Source organism: Vibrio sp. CUB2 (assembly GCF_001557945.1).
GTDB classification, from domain to species: Bacteria; Pseudomonadota; Gammaproteobacteria; order Enterobacterales; family Vibrionaceae; genus Vibrio; species Vibrio owensii.
This window is the reverse complement of the sequence record NZ_LNRB01000002.1, coordinates 510,169-526,981: the sequence shown is the minus strand read 5'-3', so window position 1 is coordinate 526,981 and position 16,813 is coordinate 510,169. Positions and strand designations below refer to the sequence as shown.

At 46.5% G+C, this 16,813-nt stretch carries 11 protein-coding genes and 5 tRNA genes; 10 read left to right on the top strand and 6 right to left on the bottom strand.

Annotated features, from left to right (window positions below; translation table 11 throughout):
- Positions 1-125: 125 nt before the first annotated feature.
- The 4 genes from ATB78_RS04785 to ATB78_RS04770 all read right to left on the bottom strand — a co-directional run bounded on the left by ATB78_RS04785 (position 126) and on the right by ATB78_RS04770 (position 5,349).
- Positions 126-377, bottom strand: coding sequence for an accessory factor UbiK family protein (locus tag ATB78_RS04785; RefSeq protein WP_005427244.1), 252 nt, complete (start codon positions 375-377; stop codon positions 126-128).
- A gap of 131 nt (positions 378-508) precedes the next feature.
- On the bottom strand, positions 509-3,631 hold the full coding sequence (gene vmeD, locus ATB78_RS04780; RefSeq protein WP_005434659.1) for a multidrug efflux RND transporter permease subunit VmeD: 3,123 nt from the start codon (positions 3,629-3,631) through the stop codon (positions 509-511).
- An 11-nt stretch (positions 3,632-3,642) separates the two neighbouring features.
- Positions 3,643-4,749 carry a multidrug efflux RND transporter periplasmic adaptor subunit VmeC gene (gene vmeC / locus ATB78_RS04775; protein WP_038893733.1) on the bottom strand — a complete coding sequence of 369 codons (1,107 nt, stop codon included), beginning with the start codon at positions 4,747-4,749 and terminating at the stop codon, positions 3,643-3,645.
- A gap of 18 nt (positions 4,750-4,767) precedes the next feature.
- Positions 4,768-5,349 carry a TetR/AcrR family transcriptional regulator gene (locus ATB78_RS04770; RefSeq protein WP_009705429.1) on the bottom strand — a complete coding sequence of 194 codons (582 nt, stop codon included), beginning with the start codon at positions 5,347-5,349 and terminating at the stop codon, positions 4,768-4,770.
- A gap of 170 nt (positions 5,350-5,519) precedes the next feature.
- On the opposite strand from ATB78_RS04770, the gene rep reads away from it, so the two are divergent.
- Positions 5,520-7,535, top strand: coding sequence for a DNA helicase Rep (gene rep / locus ATB78_RS04765; RefSeq protein WP_009705430.1), 2,016 nt, complete (start codon positions 5,520-5,522; stop codon positions 7,533-7,535).
- Positions 7,536-7,607: 72 nt separating this feature from the next.
- Here the strand turns inward: rep and ATB78_RS04760 are convergent, their stop codons facing one another.
- A complete protein-coding gene (locus ATB78_RS04760; RefSeq protein WP_061007930.1) occupies positions 7,608-8,021 on the bottom strand; it encodes a cytochrome c5 family protein in 414 nt (137 codons plus the stop codon).
- Positions 8,022-8,382: 361 nt separating this feature from the next.
- On the opposite strand from ATB78_RS04760, the gene ATB78_RS04755 reads away from it, so the two are divergent.
- From ATB78_RS04755 to ATB78_RS04735, 5 genes are all read left to right on the top strand, one after another.
- Positions 8,383-8,459, top strand: a tRNA-Arg gene (locus tag ATB78_RS04755).
- Between the two features lie 34 nt (positions 8,460-8,493).
- Positions 8,494-8,569, top strand: a tRNA-His gene (locus ATB78_RS04750).
- 76 nt (positions 8,570-8,645) lie between these two features.
- A tRNA-Pro gene (locus ATB78_RS04745) sits at positions 8,646-8,722 on the top strand.
- Between the two features lie 48 nt (positions 8,723-8,770).
- Positions 8,771-8,846: transfer RNA gene (locus ATB78_RS04740), tRNA-His, on the top strand.
- A gap of 64 nt (positions 8,847-8,910) precedes the next feature.
- A tRNA-Pro gene (locus ATB78_RS04735) sits at positions 8,911-8,987 on the top strand.
- Positions 8,988-9,859: 872 nt separating this feature from the next.
- On the opposite strand, the gene ATB78_RS04730 is transcribed toward ATB78_RS04735, so the two are convergent.
- Entirely contained in the window at positions 9,860-10,585 is a 726-nt protein-coding gene (locus ATB78_RS04730) for an HAD family hydrolase (RefSeq protein WP_061007929.1), read from the bottom strand.
- Between the two features lie 685 nt (positions 10,586-11,270).
- Between ATB78_RS04730 and ATB78_RS04725 the strand changes: the two genes are divergently transcribed.
- The 4 genes from ATB78_RS04725 (at position 11,271) to ATB78_RS04710 (ending at position 16,728) form a co-directional block, all read left to right on the top strand.
- The gene (locus ATB78_RS04725; protein WP_039841159.1) at positions 11,271-12,986 is read left to right on the top strand and encodes an ABC transporter ATP-binding protein; all 1,716 of its coding nucleotides are present in this window, start codon (positions 11,271-11,273) and stop codon (positions 12,984-12,986) included.
- Between the two features lie 105 nt (positions 12,987-13,091).
- Positions 13,092-14,645 (top strand): ABC transporter substrate-binding protein, encoded by a 1,554-nt coding sequence (locus ATB78_RS04720; protein WP_038877076.1) that lies wholly within the window; start codon positions 13,092-13,094, stop codon positions 14,643-14,645.
- 146 nt (positions 14,646-14,791) lie between these two features.
- Entirely contained in the window at positions 14,792-15,769 is a 978-nt protein-coding gene (locus ATB78_RS04715) for an ABC transporter permease (RefSeq protein WP_020196664.1), read from the top strand.
- Positions 15,770-15,771: 2 nt separating this feature from the next.
- Positions 15,772-16,728, top strand: coding sequence for an ABC transporter permease (locus ATB78_RS04710; protein ID WP_005533496.1), 957 nt, complete (start codon positions 15,772-15,774; stop codon positions 16,726-16,728).
- The last annotated feature ends 85 nt before the right edge of the window (positions 16,729-16,813 follow it).

Genomic DNA, 16,813 nt, shown 5'->3' with positions numbered 1-16,813 from the left:
TCTCGCTTCTCGCTTCTCGCTTCTCGCTTCTCGCTTCTCGCTTCTCGCTTCTCGCTTCTCGCTTCTCGCTTCTCGCTTCTCGCTTCTCGCTTCTCGCTTCTCGCTTCTCGCTTCTCGCTTCTCGCTTATTTATCAGCTAGCTTTTCTTCAAGCTCAGCCAATTTCTTTTCCATCTCTGTCAGCTTTTGACGTGTACGCAGTAGAACTTGAGTTTGTACGTCGAATTCTTCACGGCTAACAACGTCTAGCTTGTTTAGCTGACCTTGGATTACTTGGCGAACTTTTTGATCAACATCCGCGCCTAGCTCTTTTACTGGCTGTGGCATTGATTCGTGAATTTGTTTAGCGATTTGCTCTAATTTCTTTGGGTCAAACATAGTGGCTAAAACTCCTTTTGATTTGCCCACATTCTATGTAAATGATACGGGAAAGTCGCCATTTAGATGGCAAAAAAGAGAGCAGCAATAAAAAAGGTCACCGAAGTGACCTTTTTCTTAGTGCTTTATGCTTACTTGTTATCTGCTAATTCGCGGTGAGCGGCTTTTGCTTCATCCACACGAGCTAGCTTTTCCAAGTCTTTGTCTTCAACAAACACCGGCAGTGGCTTGTGTTTCTCAGCTAGGTAGCTGTAAATCACAGGCAGTACAAATAGCGTAAACAGCGTACCGATCGCCAGACCAGCAACGATTACGATACCGATACTAAAGCGCTGTTCAGCACCTGCGCCTGTTGCGTACATCAGTGGGATAAGACCTGCAATCATCGCTGCTGTTGTCATCAGGATTGGACGAAGACGAACTTTCGCAGCTTCCATTACCGCATCGATACGAGACAGTTTGTTATGTAACTGCTCTTCTTTCGCTACCTCACAGATCAAGATACCGTGTTTGGTAATCAGACCAACCAGGGTAATCAAACCAACCTGCGAGTAGATGTTCATCGATGCCGTACCCCACGCCAGAGCAATCAATGCACCACATACCGCTAGCGGTACCGATACCATGATTACAATTGGATCGCGGATAGATTCAAACTGAATCGCCAGTACTAGGAAGATGATCGCCAGTGCCAAACCAAATGTTGCGTATAGTGCGCTACCTTCCGTTACAAACTGACGAGCTTCACCCATGTAGTCATGATTGTAGCCTGATGGCAGTTTGTTTTGTGCCACGTCTTCGAACCAGTTGATTGCATCACCCATCGCTACACCAGGTGCTGGTACTGCACCAACCGTTGCTGAGTTTAGCTGGTTGAAGTGAGGTAGTGAGCGAGGCTCTGCGACAACATCAATCGTGATCAAGCTGCCAAGTGGCACTGCTTTACCGTCAACTGAGCGTACGTAGTAGTTCTTCATCGACTCTGGGTTTAGACGCCACTTACGTTCTACTTGGGGGATAACCTCATATGAACGTCCATTTAGGTCGATACGGTTTACGTAACCATCCGCCATCATGGTACTTAGCGTCACACCAATGTCTTGCATGGTCACGCCGTATGCGCCTGCTTTGTCTTTGTCGATGCTGATCTTCATCGTTGCTGAATCGTAGTTCAGATCCAGATCCGAGTAGACGAACATTGGACTCTTCGATACGTCAGTCAAGATATCACTCGCGATAGTAAACAGGCTTTCGAAGCTGTTTGGTGTAGTGATAACGAACTGAATCGGTAGACCTGAACCTGCACCAGGAAGCTCTGGCATTTGGAATGCAGTTACCGACATACCTGGTACATGAGAAACAAGGTCACCTACACGTTTAGTGATGTCAGCTTGGCTTGCTTCACGCTCACTCCAAGGTTTCAGAGTTGCTAGACCGAATGCTTGGTTTGAGTTTGGTACACCGTTAAACACCTGAGCGTATTCTACTTCTGGTTGGTCAGATAGAATCTTGTTTACGTCGTTCATGGTGTTTTGGATGTAGTCCAAGTTCGCGTTTGATGGTGCTGTACCCATTAGTACAACTACACCTTTATCTTCCGAAGGTGCCAGTTCACTTGGAATGAACTTGAACAGAATCGGCAAACTTGCGAATACAATGATCGCAAACGCGATGATCACAGGACGGTGTGCCATCACTGATGTCAGCATTTTCTCGTAACGGTTGGTCATGCCATCCAATACGTGATGTACCTTCTGCTCAAATTTGCTTGGCTCTTCGTTGGCCTTAAGCATCTTCGAACACATCATCGGTGATAGAGTCAATGCGATAATACCGGATACAAATACCGCACCCGCTAGGGTTAACGCGAACTCTTTAAATAGCGAACCTGTAATACCACCCATCAACGCGATTGGCGCATATACCGCACCCAGCGTTAGGGTCATTGCAATTACTGGTACCGCAATTTCACGTGTACCGATAATGGCTGCACGGAACGGGGATTCGCCTTCTTTAATGTGACGGTCGACGTTTTCAAGAACAACGATCGCGTCATCCACCACCAGACCGATGGCGAGTACCATTGCCAGAAGTGTCATCAAGTTCCACGAGAAACCCATTGCCTGCATCACCATAGCTACGCCAATCAGTGATAGCGGGATGGTAACGATAGGAATCACAACCGCACGGAATGAACCTAGGAATAGGGTGATAACCACAAGTACGATCACCGCTGCTTCAAGAATGGTTTTCACAACTTCGTGAATTGATTCGTTGATTGCGATGGTTGAGTCATACATCACGTTCATTTTGATATTACTTGGCAAGTTACGCTCTAATTGAGGCAATAGCGCAAGAACATCAGCTGCGATGTTAATCGGGTTAGCACTCGGTGCCGCGTTAATTGCTGCAACTACTGCTTCCTGACCGTTCGCACTTGCACGGTAGATATCGTGGCTCTTCTCTAGCGTTACTTTCGCAATATCGCCAAGACGAATCACATCACCGTCGCCAGTTTTAACAACCAGAGCTTCTAGCTCAGCAACGTTGGATACCTGAGTATCTGCGCTACCGTTGTAAAGAACGAATTCACCTGTTGCCTGACCAGTTGCAGATTGGTAGTTGTTGGCATTCAACACGCCCATCACATCTGTCGCTGTCAGCTTAAGTGCACCCATTTTCGCTGGATCTAGCCATACGCGCAGTGCGTATTTCATACCACCGTATAGGTCAACTTTCGATACACCGTTTACCGTAAATAGCTGCGGGTTGATTACACGCTCAAGGTAGTCGGTGATCTGGCTCGAAGACAGTTCATCACTGGTGAAACCAATGTACAGTACCGCGGTAGTCGAACCTGTCGACATGGTTACTGTCGGATCTTCTGCTTCTTTTGGAAGCTGTGAACGAACCGAGTTGGTTTTCGCCAGAATGTCAGACAGCGCCGCATTCGGGTCGGTGTTCAACTTCATGTTTACGGTAATGGTAGACGTACCTAGAACCGAGGATGAAGTCATATAGTCGATATTATCGGCCTGCGCGACGGCTTGCTCCAAAGGCTGAGTAATAAAGCCTTGGATCAAGTCAGCACTTGCACCGTAATAACTGGTGGTTACAGTAACCACCGTATTTGTCATTTCAGGGTATTCTCGAACCTGCATCTTGAATACGGCTTGTAAGCCAAGCAACGCAATCAAAAAGCTGATCGATACCGCTAAAACTGGACGTTTAATAAAAACATCAGTAAAGCGCATGATGCCTCCAATTAAAGCATTGGTGTTTCAGCAGGTGGTGTCAGTGCCGAATCTTCAACGATGGTCACTTTCGCGTGGTTACTTAGACGGATTTGACCCGACGTTACCACTACATCACCTGGTTTCACGCCTTCTAGAATATGCGCGATGTCTTTAGTACGTTCGCCCACTTTTACCACGTGTTGCTTAACGCGTTTTTCACCGTCTTCTTCAGTTACGATGTACACGTTGTCGCCATATAGGGTAAAGGTGATAGCCGTTTGTGGCAGTGTTACTTGATTCTCTAACTTCGGTAGAATGATGTTTGCACGAGCGAACATACCACTACGAAGTTTGCCATCGCTGTTTGGAATGTCAGCTTGAACTTGGATCAGACCACTTTGAACGTTAACCGCAGGTTCGATAGCAGAGATAGAACCTTTGAATGGCTTATCAGGGTAAGCATCAACAAAGATGTCTACTTCTTGGTCTAGCTTGATGCGAGAGATGTCTGTTTGAGGCACGGTGAAACGCAGGCGCATTACCGTTGTGTCTTCAAGACGCACGATGTCAGTACCTGCTTGTAGGTATTGACCAAGATAAACGTTACGAATACCAACTACACCAGCGAAAGGCGCTTTGATTTCACGGCGGTCGATGGTCGCTTTAAGACTTTCGATATCCGCTTTCAGTGAGAAGTAGTTTGCTTCTGCTTCGTCATACGCTTCTTTAGAGATAGAACCTTTTTTGAAAAGGCCTTGGTAGCGTTTGTACTTAGCTTGAGCCGCTGGTAGTTTAGCTTGAGAGCTCTTAAGGTTTGCGATTTCTACTTCAGAGTCTAGAAGAACCAAAGGCTGGCCCTCTTCAACTTGAGTACCAGAGTCGAAAGAAATCTTGTCGATCACACCGCTGGTTTCGTTCGCAACAGTGACACCTTGGTTAGGTTCAATGAAGCCGATCGCCTCGATAACAGGAACCCAATCAACCGCTTGTACTTCTGTTACGGTTACTGGGAATTCTGGTTCCGGACGATTCGCCATGTATTCAGCAATTTTCTGTTGCTTGAATAAGTTGAAACCTATCACGCTTCCGAACAGAAGAATCGCGATAAGTAACATAAAGAAAGTCCACTTTTTCATTCTATTAAGAACTCCAAGTTAGTGTTTAATAATTGCATCCCAGCTGGCTTCAACGGCTGCTTCCAACGCGTCTTCATCCAACTGATAAAATCCCAAAGCATGTTTTCTAGCAAGCGCAACACTAGCTTCGAAACTTAACCCTGAAAGAATTTCGTTATCGAGAGGTTTAAATACCCCTTCCACTTTGCCTTGATTAAAAAGACGATCTACTTGGGCAAACATTTGCCTTTCAAGTTCCCGAGTACTTTTACGATTTCCACAAGGCAGTGATTCATATTGGACACGATTACTTAAGGTGTCTAAATTTGATCCAGCAAGGTGCCAAATATTGAGCCACATAGTGCGGTAACGCTCTTTCAGGGGCATATCGTCATGAACATCCGCTTGAACGGCCTCCGCGATACGTTTGGTAACGGTAAGGCGGACTTCTTCTAAAAGATGTTCTTTATCTGAGAAATATCGATAAATCGTGCCTGCTGCGACACCTGCTTCAGTTGCGAGCTTTTGCATGGATAGACCATGAAAACCCGATTCAGCAATTAAGCGTTCGGCAGCTGCGATGATTTGCTCGTATTTATCTCCAGTAGTGTTATAGGTCATAACCACACCACCCAATGAATGAACGTTCATTCATTATAGCGCAAAGACTGGTCAGTTATGTAACAAAATGTTGCAACTCTCTGTGTAAAAATTACGTGAAAATGACCGTAGCTTTCACACACTCACCCCTTTATCATAGGCGCCACTATTTCCACCCGCAGAGAATTTTTATGAAGCTGAACCCCAGACAAGACGAAGCCGTTAAGTACGTATCAGGCCCATGCTTGGTGCTAGCGGGCGCTGGTTCGGGTAAAACTCGTGTTATTACCAATAAAATCGCTTATTTGGTTCAGCAGTGTGGCTACAAGGCACGCAATATTGCTGCGGTAACCTTTACCAACAAGGCGGCACGCGAGATGAAAGAGCGTGTTGGCCAAACGCTAGGTAAATCTGAATCGAAAGGCCTGATGGTCTCGACGTTTCACACGTTAGGGTTGAACATCATCAAGCGCGAGTACAAGCACCTTGGCTTGAAAGCTGGCTTCTCATTGTTTGATGACCAAGACCAGCTCGCGCTACTCAAAGAGCTAACAGAGAAGCAGCTTGATGGTGACAAAGACTTGTTGCGCCAACTTTTGAGTTCAATCTCAAACTGGAAGAACGACATGCTGACACCGGAGCAAGCCAAAGCGCTGGCTCAAGGTGAGCAACAACAGCTCTTTGCATTCTGCTTCGAGATGTACCAAAAGCAGATGAAGGCGTATAACGCGCTTGATTTTGACGACTTGATTTCCCTACCCGTGCAACTGCTGCGTAATAACGAAGAAGTGCGTCAACGCTGGCAAAATCGCATTCGCTACTTATTGGTGGATGAATATCAAGATACCAACACTAGCCAATACGATTTGGTGAAGCTCATCGTTGGCGAGCGCGGTCGTTTAACTGTTGTAGGCGACGATGACCAATCCATCTATTCATGGCGTGGCGCTAAGCCGCAAAACTTGGTGTTGCTTGGTGAAGACTATCCAAATTTGCGCTTGATTAAGTTGGAGCAGAATTACCGTTCGACTAGCCGTATTCTGCGTGCAGCTAACATCTTGATTGCGAATAACCCACACGTGTATGAGAAATCGCTGTTCTCGGAAATTCCTGACGGTGAAAAGCTCAAAGTGTTGCTAGCTAAAAATGAAGAGCACGAAGCGGAGCGCGTAACGGGTGAATTGATTGCGCACAAGTTCCTAAACCGCACCGAATATAAAGACTATGCTATTTTATATCGTGGTAACCACCAATCACGTTTGATTGAAAAGTCATTGATGCAAAACCGTGTGCCATACAAACTGTCTGGCGGCACGTCTTTCTTCGCTCGAGCAGAGATCAAAGATATTATGGCGTACCTACGTGTATTGGTGAACCCAGATGATGACAACGCGTTCCTACGTATTGTGAATACGCCGCGTCGTGAAATTGGTCCCGTAACTCTAGAGAAGTTGGGTAGCTACGCCAACATGCGTGGTAAGAGTTTGTTTGAAGTCAGCTTTGAAATGGGATTGGAGCAGCACCTGACCGGCCGTGGCCTAGAGAACCTACGCCGTTTCACGCAATGGTTGGTAGCTATTGCTGATCAAGCTGAGCGAGGTGATACGGTTGAAGCGGTGCGTTCGCTTGTACGTGATATTCATTACGAAGATTGGCTATACGAAACGTCAGCAAGCCCGAAAGCGGCTGAAATGCGTATGAAGAACGTTTCTGACCTTTATTCTTGGATTGTGGCCGATCTAGAAGGCGACAACTACGACCAAGAAGAGAAGACGTTAAAAGAGGTGGTTCAACGTCTTACCCTACGCGACATGATGGAACGTGGTGAAGAAGATGAAGATAGCGATGCGGTTCAATTAATGACACTGCACGCTTCGAAAGGCCTCGAGTTCCCGTTCGTGTACTTGATTGGTTCGGAAGAGGGCATTCTGCCGCACCAAACCAGTATTGATGAAGACAACGTTGAAGAAGAACGCCGCCTAATGTACGTGGGTATTACCCGTGCACAGCGCGAGCTGACTTTTACCATGTGTAAGGAACGTCGACAGTTTGGTGAATTGATCAAGCCGACGCAAAGCCGCTTCTTAGATGAGCTGCCATTTGATGACGTTGAATGGGAAGTAAACAAAAAGCCAGTATCGGCAGAAGAGCGTATGGCAAAAGGCCAAGCACACATCGCCAATATTCGAGCAATGTTTAAGAAGTAGTGCAGCGTTGTTACGGCGGACTAAAAACAAAAAGGCTTGCCATGTGGCAAGCCTTTTTCGTTGATGTCTTTATTATAGACCTTCAATCATGTGGTCGATGGCTGCGATGATTTCGTCATCAGAACAGTCCATACACGTACCTTTAGCAGGCATCGCGTTGAAGCCTTGGATTGCATGGTTGGTCAACACGTCCTTGCCTTGTGCAATACGTGGTGCCCAATCTGTCGCATCACCAGTTTTCGGCGCGCCGTTCACGCCAGATGCGTGACAAGCAATACAGAAAGTACCGTAAACTGACGCACCATCACGTGGACCAGTTGGCTCTGCTTTTACTGGTTCTGCTCCTGCAAGATAAACATCACCGACAGGTTTGATGCGTTCTGCGATCGCATCGTATTCAGTTTGGCTGATGTCAGAAGCTAAAGCTGCCGTAGAGAAAGTTAAGGCAGCGAACAAAACGCTAATCATTCGTCGAGACATATCCATTAAACCCACTTCACATTCCCGAGGTAAGTGACTTACCTATTTATATAGTTAGAGTATTTAGAGCCGTTGGAGAAAGTTTTACGCGATTGCTTCTATAGTGAGCAGAAAACCTTATCTAACGGTCTAGAGTGATTAAACAACCAAGTTGCAGCTGTTAAATCAATGTAAATAATGGGTGATTATATCCCGATAACTTGTTGCAATAAACAACAAGTTATCCATGACAGGGCGTGAATCACATCAAAAATTCTCTTTAAAGGCAGATAACTGTCGAAAAAGAGACCAAACGAGAAAAAAAGTAAAAAAAGTACTAGACGGCATAGTGTGATATCCGTATTATTCCTCTCCGCCGATGGGGCATGCGCCCGTAGCTCAGTTGGATAGAGCGTTGGCCTCCGGAGCCAAAGGTCGAAGGTTCGAATCCTTTCGGGCGTGCCATTCCGGAATACAAATCAAAGGCACGAACATAGTGGTGGCTATAGCTCAGTTGGTAGAGCCCTGGATTGTGATTCCGGTGGTCGCGAGTTCGAATCTCGTTAGCCACCCCATTATTTCGGTAACGCATTAAGTTAATGAAGTTTCCAGTTTTGATTCAGATATCCCAAGAGTCGAAACAAAATTCGTCGGTGAATAGCGCAGCTTGGTAGCGCATCTGGTTTGGGACCAGAGGGTCGGGGGTTCGAATCCCTCTTCACCGACCACTATTTAGTTTATGGCTATAATAGAGCGGTAAACAGCAAAAATTGATGGTGGCTATAGCTCAGTTGGTAGAGCCCTGGATTGTGATTCCGGTGGTCGCGAGTTCGAATCTCGTTAGCCACCCCATTAATTAAGGTGACTTCTTAGTTGAAGTATCCTGTCTGATTTGAGAGAATCAGCAAATACAGTTCGGTGAATAGCGCAGCTTGGTAGCGCATCTGGTTTGGGACCAGAGGGTCGGGGGTTCGAATCCCTCTTCACCGACCACCATTAGAAAGCCTGCTTTTTAGCAGGCTTTCGTCGTTTTAGAGTTTATGATTTTACTTGGACTATATAGTTGGCGATATTTCAATGGAGTTGAACCCAAGTGGGGGTTCGCCTGAAGTTAGAATATGGCTCTTCATCGACCACTATTTAAAGCCTCAGTCGAAAGACTGGGGCTTTTTTACATTTGAAATTTAGAATGTTGGGACCAGAGGGTCGTGGGTTGGAACGCCAGTCCGATCGAATCTCTCTTCACCGACCACTATTAGAAAGCCTGCTTCTTAGCAGACTTTCGTCGTTTTAGAGCTAGTGATATCGCTTGGACTAGATGAGTCGGCAATATTTCAATGGATTTGAACCCAAGAGGGGGGGCGCCTGAAGTTAGAATATGGCTCTTCATCGACCACTATTTAAAGCCTCAGTCGAAAGACTGAGGCTTTTTTACATTTGAAATTTAGAATGTTGGGATCTGAGGGGCGTGGGCTGGAACGCCAGTCCGCCGGGAGCCCTGCCGCGTCGAATCCTCTTTACCGACCACCATTAGAAAGCCTGCTTCTTAGCAGGCTTTCGTCGTTTTAGAGCTAGTGATATCGCTTGGACTAGATGAGTCGGCAATATTTCAATGGGTTTGAACCCAACTGGGGTTCGCCTGAAGTTAGAATATGGCTCTTGACCGACTACGATTTAAAGCCCCAGTTGAAAGACAGGGGCTTTTTTACGTTTCTCATCCTCAAAAACTCTCACACCACTTTCAATTCTGCCAAAAATGTACAGCTCTGGGAGCTTTTGACCATCCATGATCCAAATGCTTTTCGAGCTGATAAAAGAAACCCCAGCACGATAGCTAGGGCTTTGTGTTTCTTGAGTTAAGCGTTTTATTGAGCGAGCGTTTTTAGAATTTCTTTGAGCTCAACCGTCTCTTTCACTTCGTAGTTTGGCTTGATATCGGTTGGATTTGCTGTGCCTGCCTCGTTAACCCACACACTCAGAATGCCCATGTTGTTGGCACCCGCAATATCGGCTGGTAGAGAATCACCAATATGAATCGCTTCTTCTGGTTTTGCGTCAACAAGGTTGAGTGCTTTATGGAAGATACTTGCAGCAGGCTTCTCTTCGGGCTCTTCGCCACCGACGATGATGTGATCCACCCACTCACTCATTTGTGTCGCTTTGAGCTTTGGATGCTGGGAGAAGATAGGGCCGTTAGTGATTACCACCAATTTGTAGTGTTGGCGTAGCTCAGTCAGCATTTCCTTCACGCCTGGGAAGAAGGTAAAAGCCCCCATTCGAGCTGAATCGAAGAAGCTTTGTGCCTGCTGCGCTTGTTCTGCATCGATCTCGATACCTTGTTCTGCCAAGATGGTTTGGATTAAACCGCAGCGGAACGCATTTTCATCTGGCAGTAGAGCAATAAGCTGAGGGAATTCGTCGTTTAGCTTCTTATACACACCTTGTAAGTAGCGTTGCACGAAGGCTGTGGAGTCAGCGACCTGAGGGTAAGTTTGAGCAATCCAATCGGCAAACTCTTGTCCTGCTACTTTATCGGCTTGAGATGTGCCACATAAAGTCTCGTCCATATCAAAAAATATCGCTTTAAGCACAGGGGCTCCTTCATTCACTACTCGACGTTAGAGTTTGATTATCTCTTATCTCACTCAAAATGACAGTGGAAAGCGCAAAACTGGTGGCTGATCTTCTCTTTTCCCCTACCAAAGCCCCCAGTTCAGAGAGCGTTTTCAATCGATAGAAAATTAGCTTAATCACAAAATCGCATAACTGACGCATAACCTAGGTTAGGTGACAGATTTCATTTGTTTTGCAGATCTGCTCACGTTTTCACCTCTATGTGTGTAGGGGAATTTTGGCTTTTTATGTATGCAGACTATTTTGTTAGTAACATTTTATGTCGAAAATCCCAATAAGAACGGAATATTGTTTGGTAAATGTTAATAATAGCGTGTGAATAATAGGGATACTATCAATAGTGAGTTTATGCGTAAATTTAGAGCATTTTTCTGTTTTTATTGGTGCGTAACGCACAAAAATGGTGTGCTATGAAAATGGTTAAATACTTGTTAATGCATTTCTATTCGCTCATTGTGCGTGTAAATAATGTTTTTTAGGCGGAATATACTTTAATTGTTGCTTTTTTGTGTAATTTTTGCCAAATTGTCTCCGCATTAAGATTTCAGAGTATTATTCTGAATTTGAACGGATTCATTCAGGTGATGAATGGCGCTTTCATTGCGCGATTCGATACCACAGACAAGGCAGTAGAGGTCTGAAATGTCACTATTAGAGGTGAAAAACCTTCGTATTGAATATCCATCCCGTCACGGTGTCCATGCGGCCGTGAAATCGCTTTCCTTTCATATCGATCGTGGCGAAATTGTGGGTGTTGTTGGCGAATCAGGTGCGGGTAAATCCACCGTTGGTAACGCCGTTATTGATTTGCTTAGTCCTCCGGGTCGTGTTGCCAGCGGCGATGTGTACCTTGATGGGGAGAAAATTTCTGGTTTGACGCCAGAAGCGATGCGTAAGGTTCGCGGCTCTAAGATTGGCTTTATCTTTCAAGACCCAATGACCTCGCTTAACCCTCTATTTACGGTTGAGCAGCAATTGAAAGAGACCATCCACGCCAACATGAAGGTGTCGGATGAAGAGGCGTATCAACGTGCGCTTTCTCTTATGCAGCAGGTTGGCATCCCTCAACCTGAAAACCGTCTTAAACAGTACCCACACCAATTCTCTGGCGGTATGCGTCAGCGTGTGGTTATTGCTATCGCACTGGCTGGTGAGCCAGATCTGATCATTGCCGATGAGCCAACTACGGCACTCGACGTATCAATCCAAGACCAAATCCTAAACCTAATCCGTGAACTGTGTATCAAGAACAACGTAGGTTGTATGTTGGTGACGCACGACATGGGTGTGGTTTCAAACGTGACTGACCGTGTGGCAGTTATGTATCGTGGTGATTTGGTTGAATTTGGCCCAACCGCTAAGGTATTGGGCGATCCTGACCACCCATACACACGCAGCTTGATTTCTGCGGTTCCTCGTTCTGACATTAAACTCGATCGCTTCCCACTAGTGAGCTACATCGAAGAAGCAACAGAGCTACAAGAACTGGACATCAAGAACCACTGGCTAGGTCAAAGCCAAGACCAACGCGACTACGCCGGCCCTCTATTGGATGTGAAGAACGTAAACCTACGCTTCGTGACCAAAGATTCGTTGTTTGAAAGCCGCCGTGAATACGTACAGGCTTCAAACAATGTCAGCTTTGAAGTGCACGAAGGCGAGACGTTTGGCTTGGTGGGGGAATCTGGCTCAGGTAAATCGACCATCGCACGTGTGATTGCAGGTTTGTATGAACCAAACTCAGGCCAAGTAAGTTTTGAAGGCATTGACCTAACGGCGCTGAAATCAGAAAAAGCGCGTCGTCCACTGCGTCGTCAAATGCAGATGGTCTTTCAAAACCCATATACTTCAATGAACCCGCGTATGAAGATTTTCGACATCATCGCGGAGCCAATTCGTTTCCATAAGCTCACTAAGAATGAAGCGGAAACGCGTCAGATTGTGAATGACCTGCTTGATCACGTAGGTTTGGGCAAAATGGCGGGCGTCAAATACCCTCATGAATTCTCCGGTGGTCAGCGTCAGCGTATTTCTATTGCGCGTGCACTGGCGACCCGTCCTCGACTACTGATTTGTGACGAACCGACATCAGCGTTGGATGTATCGGTACAGGCACAAATTCTGAACTTGCTAAAAGATCTGCAAAGTGAGCTCAACCTCACCATGTTGTTTATCAGCCACGACTTACCGGTTATTCGCCAAATGTGTGACCGAGTGGGTGTGATGCAGATGGGTACGCTACTGGAAGTGGCGCCAACTGAGCAGCTATTTACCGCTCCTCAGCATGAATACAGCAAGAAACTGATTTCTCTGATGCCTGAATTCACAGGTTTGAGAGAAGAAATCAAAACGGCATAAACCAAGTTTTTCGCTTGGCTGACCATCAAGGTCAACAAACCTTAGTCATAACAAAGACGCAAACACAACAAGGGATTCGAATTCCCGCATGAAGGAGTTATGCAAATGAAAACCATGAAAAGCAAATTAGCAGTGGCGCTAATGGCAGCGGGCCTAAGCTTTAACGCAATGGCAGCAGATATCAAAGTTGGCTACGCAGCTGACCCAGTATCGCTAGACCCGCATGAGCAGCTATCAGGCGGTACGCTGCAAATGTCACACATGGTATTTGATCCACTAGTTCGTTTCACACAAGACATGGACTTTGAACCTCGTCTAGCAGAAAGCTGGGAACGTGTGAACGATACAACGGTACGTTTCAAGCTACGCCAAGGTGTTAAGTTCCACTCTGGTAACGACATGACGGCGGACGACGTAGTATGGACTTTCGAACGTCTACAAAGCTCTCCAGATTTCAAAGCTATCTTCGACCCGTACGAAAAAATCGTGAAGGTTGACGACTACACAGTGGATCTAGTGACTAAAGGTCCTTACCCACTTGTGCTGCAAACGGCGACTTACATCTTCCCAATGGACAGCAAGTTCTACTCTGGTAAGACAGAAGATGGCAAAGACAAGTCTGAGCTAGTGAAGCACGGTAACTCATTTGCATCGACTAACGTATCTGGCACGGGTCCATTCATTGTGACTTCTCGTGAGCAGGGCGTAAAAGTGGAATTCGAACGCTTTAAAGATTACTGGGACAAAGAGTCGAAAGGTAACGTTGATAAGCTAACGCTTGTACCAATTAAAGAAGACGCAACTCGTGTAGCTGCGCTACTTTCTGGCGGTGTTGACATGATTCACCCTGTTGCGCCAAACGATCACAAACGTGTGAAAGATGCAGACGGCATCGACCTAGTAACGCTACCTGGTACTCGTATCATCACGTTCCAACTAAACCAAAACAGCAACGAAGCACTGAAAGACGTTCGCGTTCGCCAAGCGATTGTTCACGCAATCAATAACGAAGGCATCGTGAAGAAAATCATGAAAGGCTTCGCAACGGCAGCTGGTCAGCAAAGCCCAGCAGGTTACGTAGGTCACGATGACAAACTGGTTCCTCGCTACGATCTGAAGAAAGCGAAAGAACTGATGAAAGAAGCGGGCTACGAAGATGGCCTAACGCTAACGATGATCGCGCCAAACAACCGTTACGTGAACGATGCGAAAGTCGCGCAAGCAGCGGCGGCAATGCTGTCTAAGATCGGCATCAAGGTTGATCTGAAGACCATGCCAAAAGCGCAATACTGGCCAGAGTTCGACAAGTGTGCGGCAGACATGTTGATGATCGGTTGGCACTCAGATACGGAAGATTCAGCGAACTTCAACGAGTTCCTAACCATGACTCGTAACGAAGATACTGGTCGTGGTCAGTACAACTGTGGTTACTACTCAAACCCAGAAATGGACAAAGTGGTTGAAGCTGCGAACGTAGAAACGGATCCTGCGAAACGTGCAGAAATGCTGAAAGGTGTAGAAGCAACGCTATACAACGACGCAGCATTCGTACCGCTACACTGGCAAAGTGAAGCGTGGGGCGCGAAGTCTAACGTGAAAGCGGCAGACATCGTTAACCCAATGGTAATGCCTTACTTCGGTGACCTAGTGGTTGAATAATCACGGTTAGTCGATTTTGAGGAGGGATGGATGTCCCTCCTCAACTTAAAGCACTCGACTCAGTTTTGTTTCAGTCGGACTGAGTTGGTTTTACAGACTGAATTTTCTCTCTGAATAGAGATCTATGGATAGTTAAGGGGCAAGGAATGTTTTCGTTTCTGGTCAAGCGCCTGTTTCAGGCACTGATAGTGATGTTTGTGATCAGTTTGGTGGCGTTTGCCATTCAGGATAACCTGGGTGACCCGCTGCGTGAGCTTGTAGGTCAGTCGGTTTCAGAAGCGGAGCGTCAAGCGCTGCGTGACGAACTGGGCCTGAACGATCCCTTTATCACAAAGTACACTCGCTTTGTGGGCAATGCGCTACAAGGTGATTTAGGTACATCTTACTTCTTCAAGCGACCTGCGGTTGAGGTGATTCTCGATAAGCTGGTGGCGACGCTAGAGCTCGTGTTTGGTGCGACGCTCATCATTATTGTTTTTTCTATACCACTTGGGGTGTATTCCGCGATTCACCCGAAGAGTATTTTTACGAAATTCGTCATGGCGATGAGTAGTGTCGGTATCTCGATTCCGGTGTTCTTAACCGCAATCATGCTGATGTATGTCTTCTCCATAGAACTTGGTTGGCTACCTTCCTACGGACGGGGCGAGACCGCTAATGTGCTTGGTTGGGAATCTGGCTTCTTTACCATTGATGGTATCAAGCACCTTATCCTGCCGTGTATTGCGCTAGCGTCTATCATGCTGCCGTTGTTCATCCGTCTGGTACGTTCAGAAATGCTGGAAGTACTGAGCTCGGAATACATTAAGTTCGCCAAAGCAAAAGGCCTGAACTTACAAAAGATTTATTACCAACATGCACTTAAGAACACCATGTTACCTGTATTGACGGTCGGTGGTGTGCAGATTGGTACTATGGTGGCTTACACCATTCTTACTGAAACCGTGTTCCAATGGCCGGGTACAGGCTTCCTTTTCCTAGAGGCAATCAACCGTGTAGATACACCGCTGATCACTGCCTACGTTATCTTTGTTGGTCTGATCTTCGTGGTAACCAATACCATCGTTGACTTGTTGTACGGCATCATCAACCCAACTGTGAACCTAACTGGAAAAGGAGCTTAATCATGAGCCAATCAAATGTAACACCAGCTCCTGCAGCCGCACCGTCAGCGTGGCAGCGTTTTAAAGAGTCAGATTTTCTGTATTACTTCAAGCGCGACAAAGTTGCGATGGCAAGTTTTACCGTCTTTATGATGTTCTTAGTGTTGGCGTTGGCCGCACCAATTCTGGCACCGACAGATCCGTACGATCTGACGTCCATCGACATCATGGATTCTGAGTTGCCACCGTCTTGGATGGAAGATGGCGATGAGCGCTTTGTGTTAGGTACTGATGAGCAAGGTCGCGATATTTTATCGACCATTCTTTATGGCTCTCGCCTGTCTTTGACCATTGGCTTCCTTGCGGTTGGTCTTCAGTTGGTACTGGGCATCATCATAGGCTTGTCTGCAGGTTACTTCGGCGGCCGTATTGATAGCTTCTTGATGCGTTTTGCTGATGTGCAGTTGTCGTTCTCGACCATGATGGTGGCGATCATCGTCTCGGCAATCTTCAAAGCCAGCTTTGGCAGTGATTTCTACAGCCAATATGCAGTAGTCATGCTGGTGGTGATCATTGGTGTGGCAGAATGGCCGCAATACGCGCGTACTATTCGTGCCTCGGTATTGGCAGAGAAGAAGAAAGAATACGTCGAAGCGGCGCGTGTGATGGGCTTTAAAGCGCCGCGCATCATGTTCCGTCATATTCTGCCGAACTGTCTATCGCCAATCTTGGTTATCTCGACAGTGCAGGTAGCGAACGCGATCATGTCGGAAGCGGCATTGTCATTTCTAGGTTTAGGTCTTCCGGTAGATCAGCCATCTTTAGGCGCGCTAATCAGCATCGGCTTTAACTACATCTTCTCTGGTGCATGGTGGATTACGGCCTTCCCAGGTATCGTGCTAGTAACGCTGGTACTGGTTATCAATCTATTAGGTGACTGGTTGCGTGACGTGTTCAACCCGAAAATCTACAAGGGTTAATCACTAAAATACGCACCTATACGTTGCCTATTTCATAAAATTCTTTCTAAACTGAGAGCCGGATGCAATTCCGGCTCTTTTTTTG

Coding starts and splice junctions, on each gene's coding strand:
- ATB78_RS04785 (WP_005427244.1), bottom strand. CDS start 377: ATGTTTGACCCAAAGAAATTAGAGCAAATCGCTAAACAAATTCACGAA.
- vmeD (WP_005434659.1), bottom strand. CDS start 3,631: ATGCGCTTTACTGATGTTTTTATTAAACGTCCAGTTTTAGCGGTATCG.
- vmeC (WP_038893733.1), bottom strand. CDS start 4,749: ATGAAAAAGTGGACTTTCTTTATGTTACTTATCGCGATTCTTCTGTTC.
- ATB78_RS04770 (WP_009705429.1), bottom strand. CDS start 5,349: ATGACCTATAACACTACTGGAGATAAATACGAGCAAATCATCGCAGCT.
- rep (WP_009705430.1), top strand. CDS start 5,520: ATGAAGCTGAACCCCAGACAAGACGAAGCCGTTAAGTACGTATCAGGC.
- ATB78_RS04760 (WP_061007930.1), bottom strand. CDS start 8,021: ATGGATATGTCTCGACGAATGATTAGCGTTTTGTTCGCTGCCTTAACT.
- ATB78_RS04725 (WP_039841159.1), top strand. CDS start 11,271: ATGTCACTATTAGAGGTGAAAAACCTTCGTATTGAATATCCATCCCGT.
- ATB78_RS04720 (WP_038877076.1), top strand. CDS start 13,092: ATGAAAACCATGAAAAGCAAATTAGCAGTGGCGCTAATGGCAGCGGGC.
- ATB78_RS04715 (WP_020196664.1), top strand. CDS start 14,792: ATGTTTTCGTTTCTGGTCAAGCGCCTGTTTCAGGCACTGATAGTGATG.
- ATB78_RS04710 (WP_005533496.1), top strand. CDS start 15,772: ATGAGCCAATCAAATGTAACACCAGCTCCTGCAGCCGCACCGTCAGCG.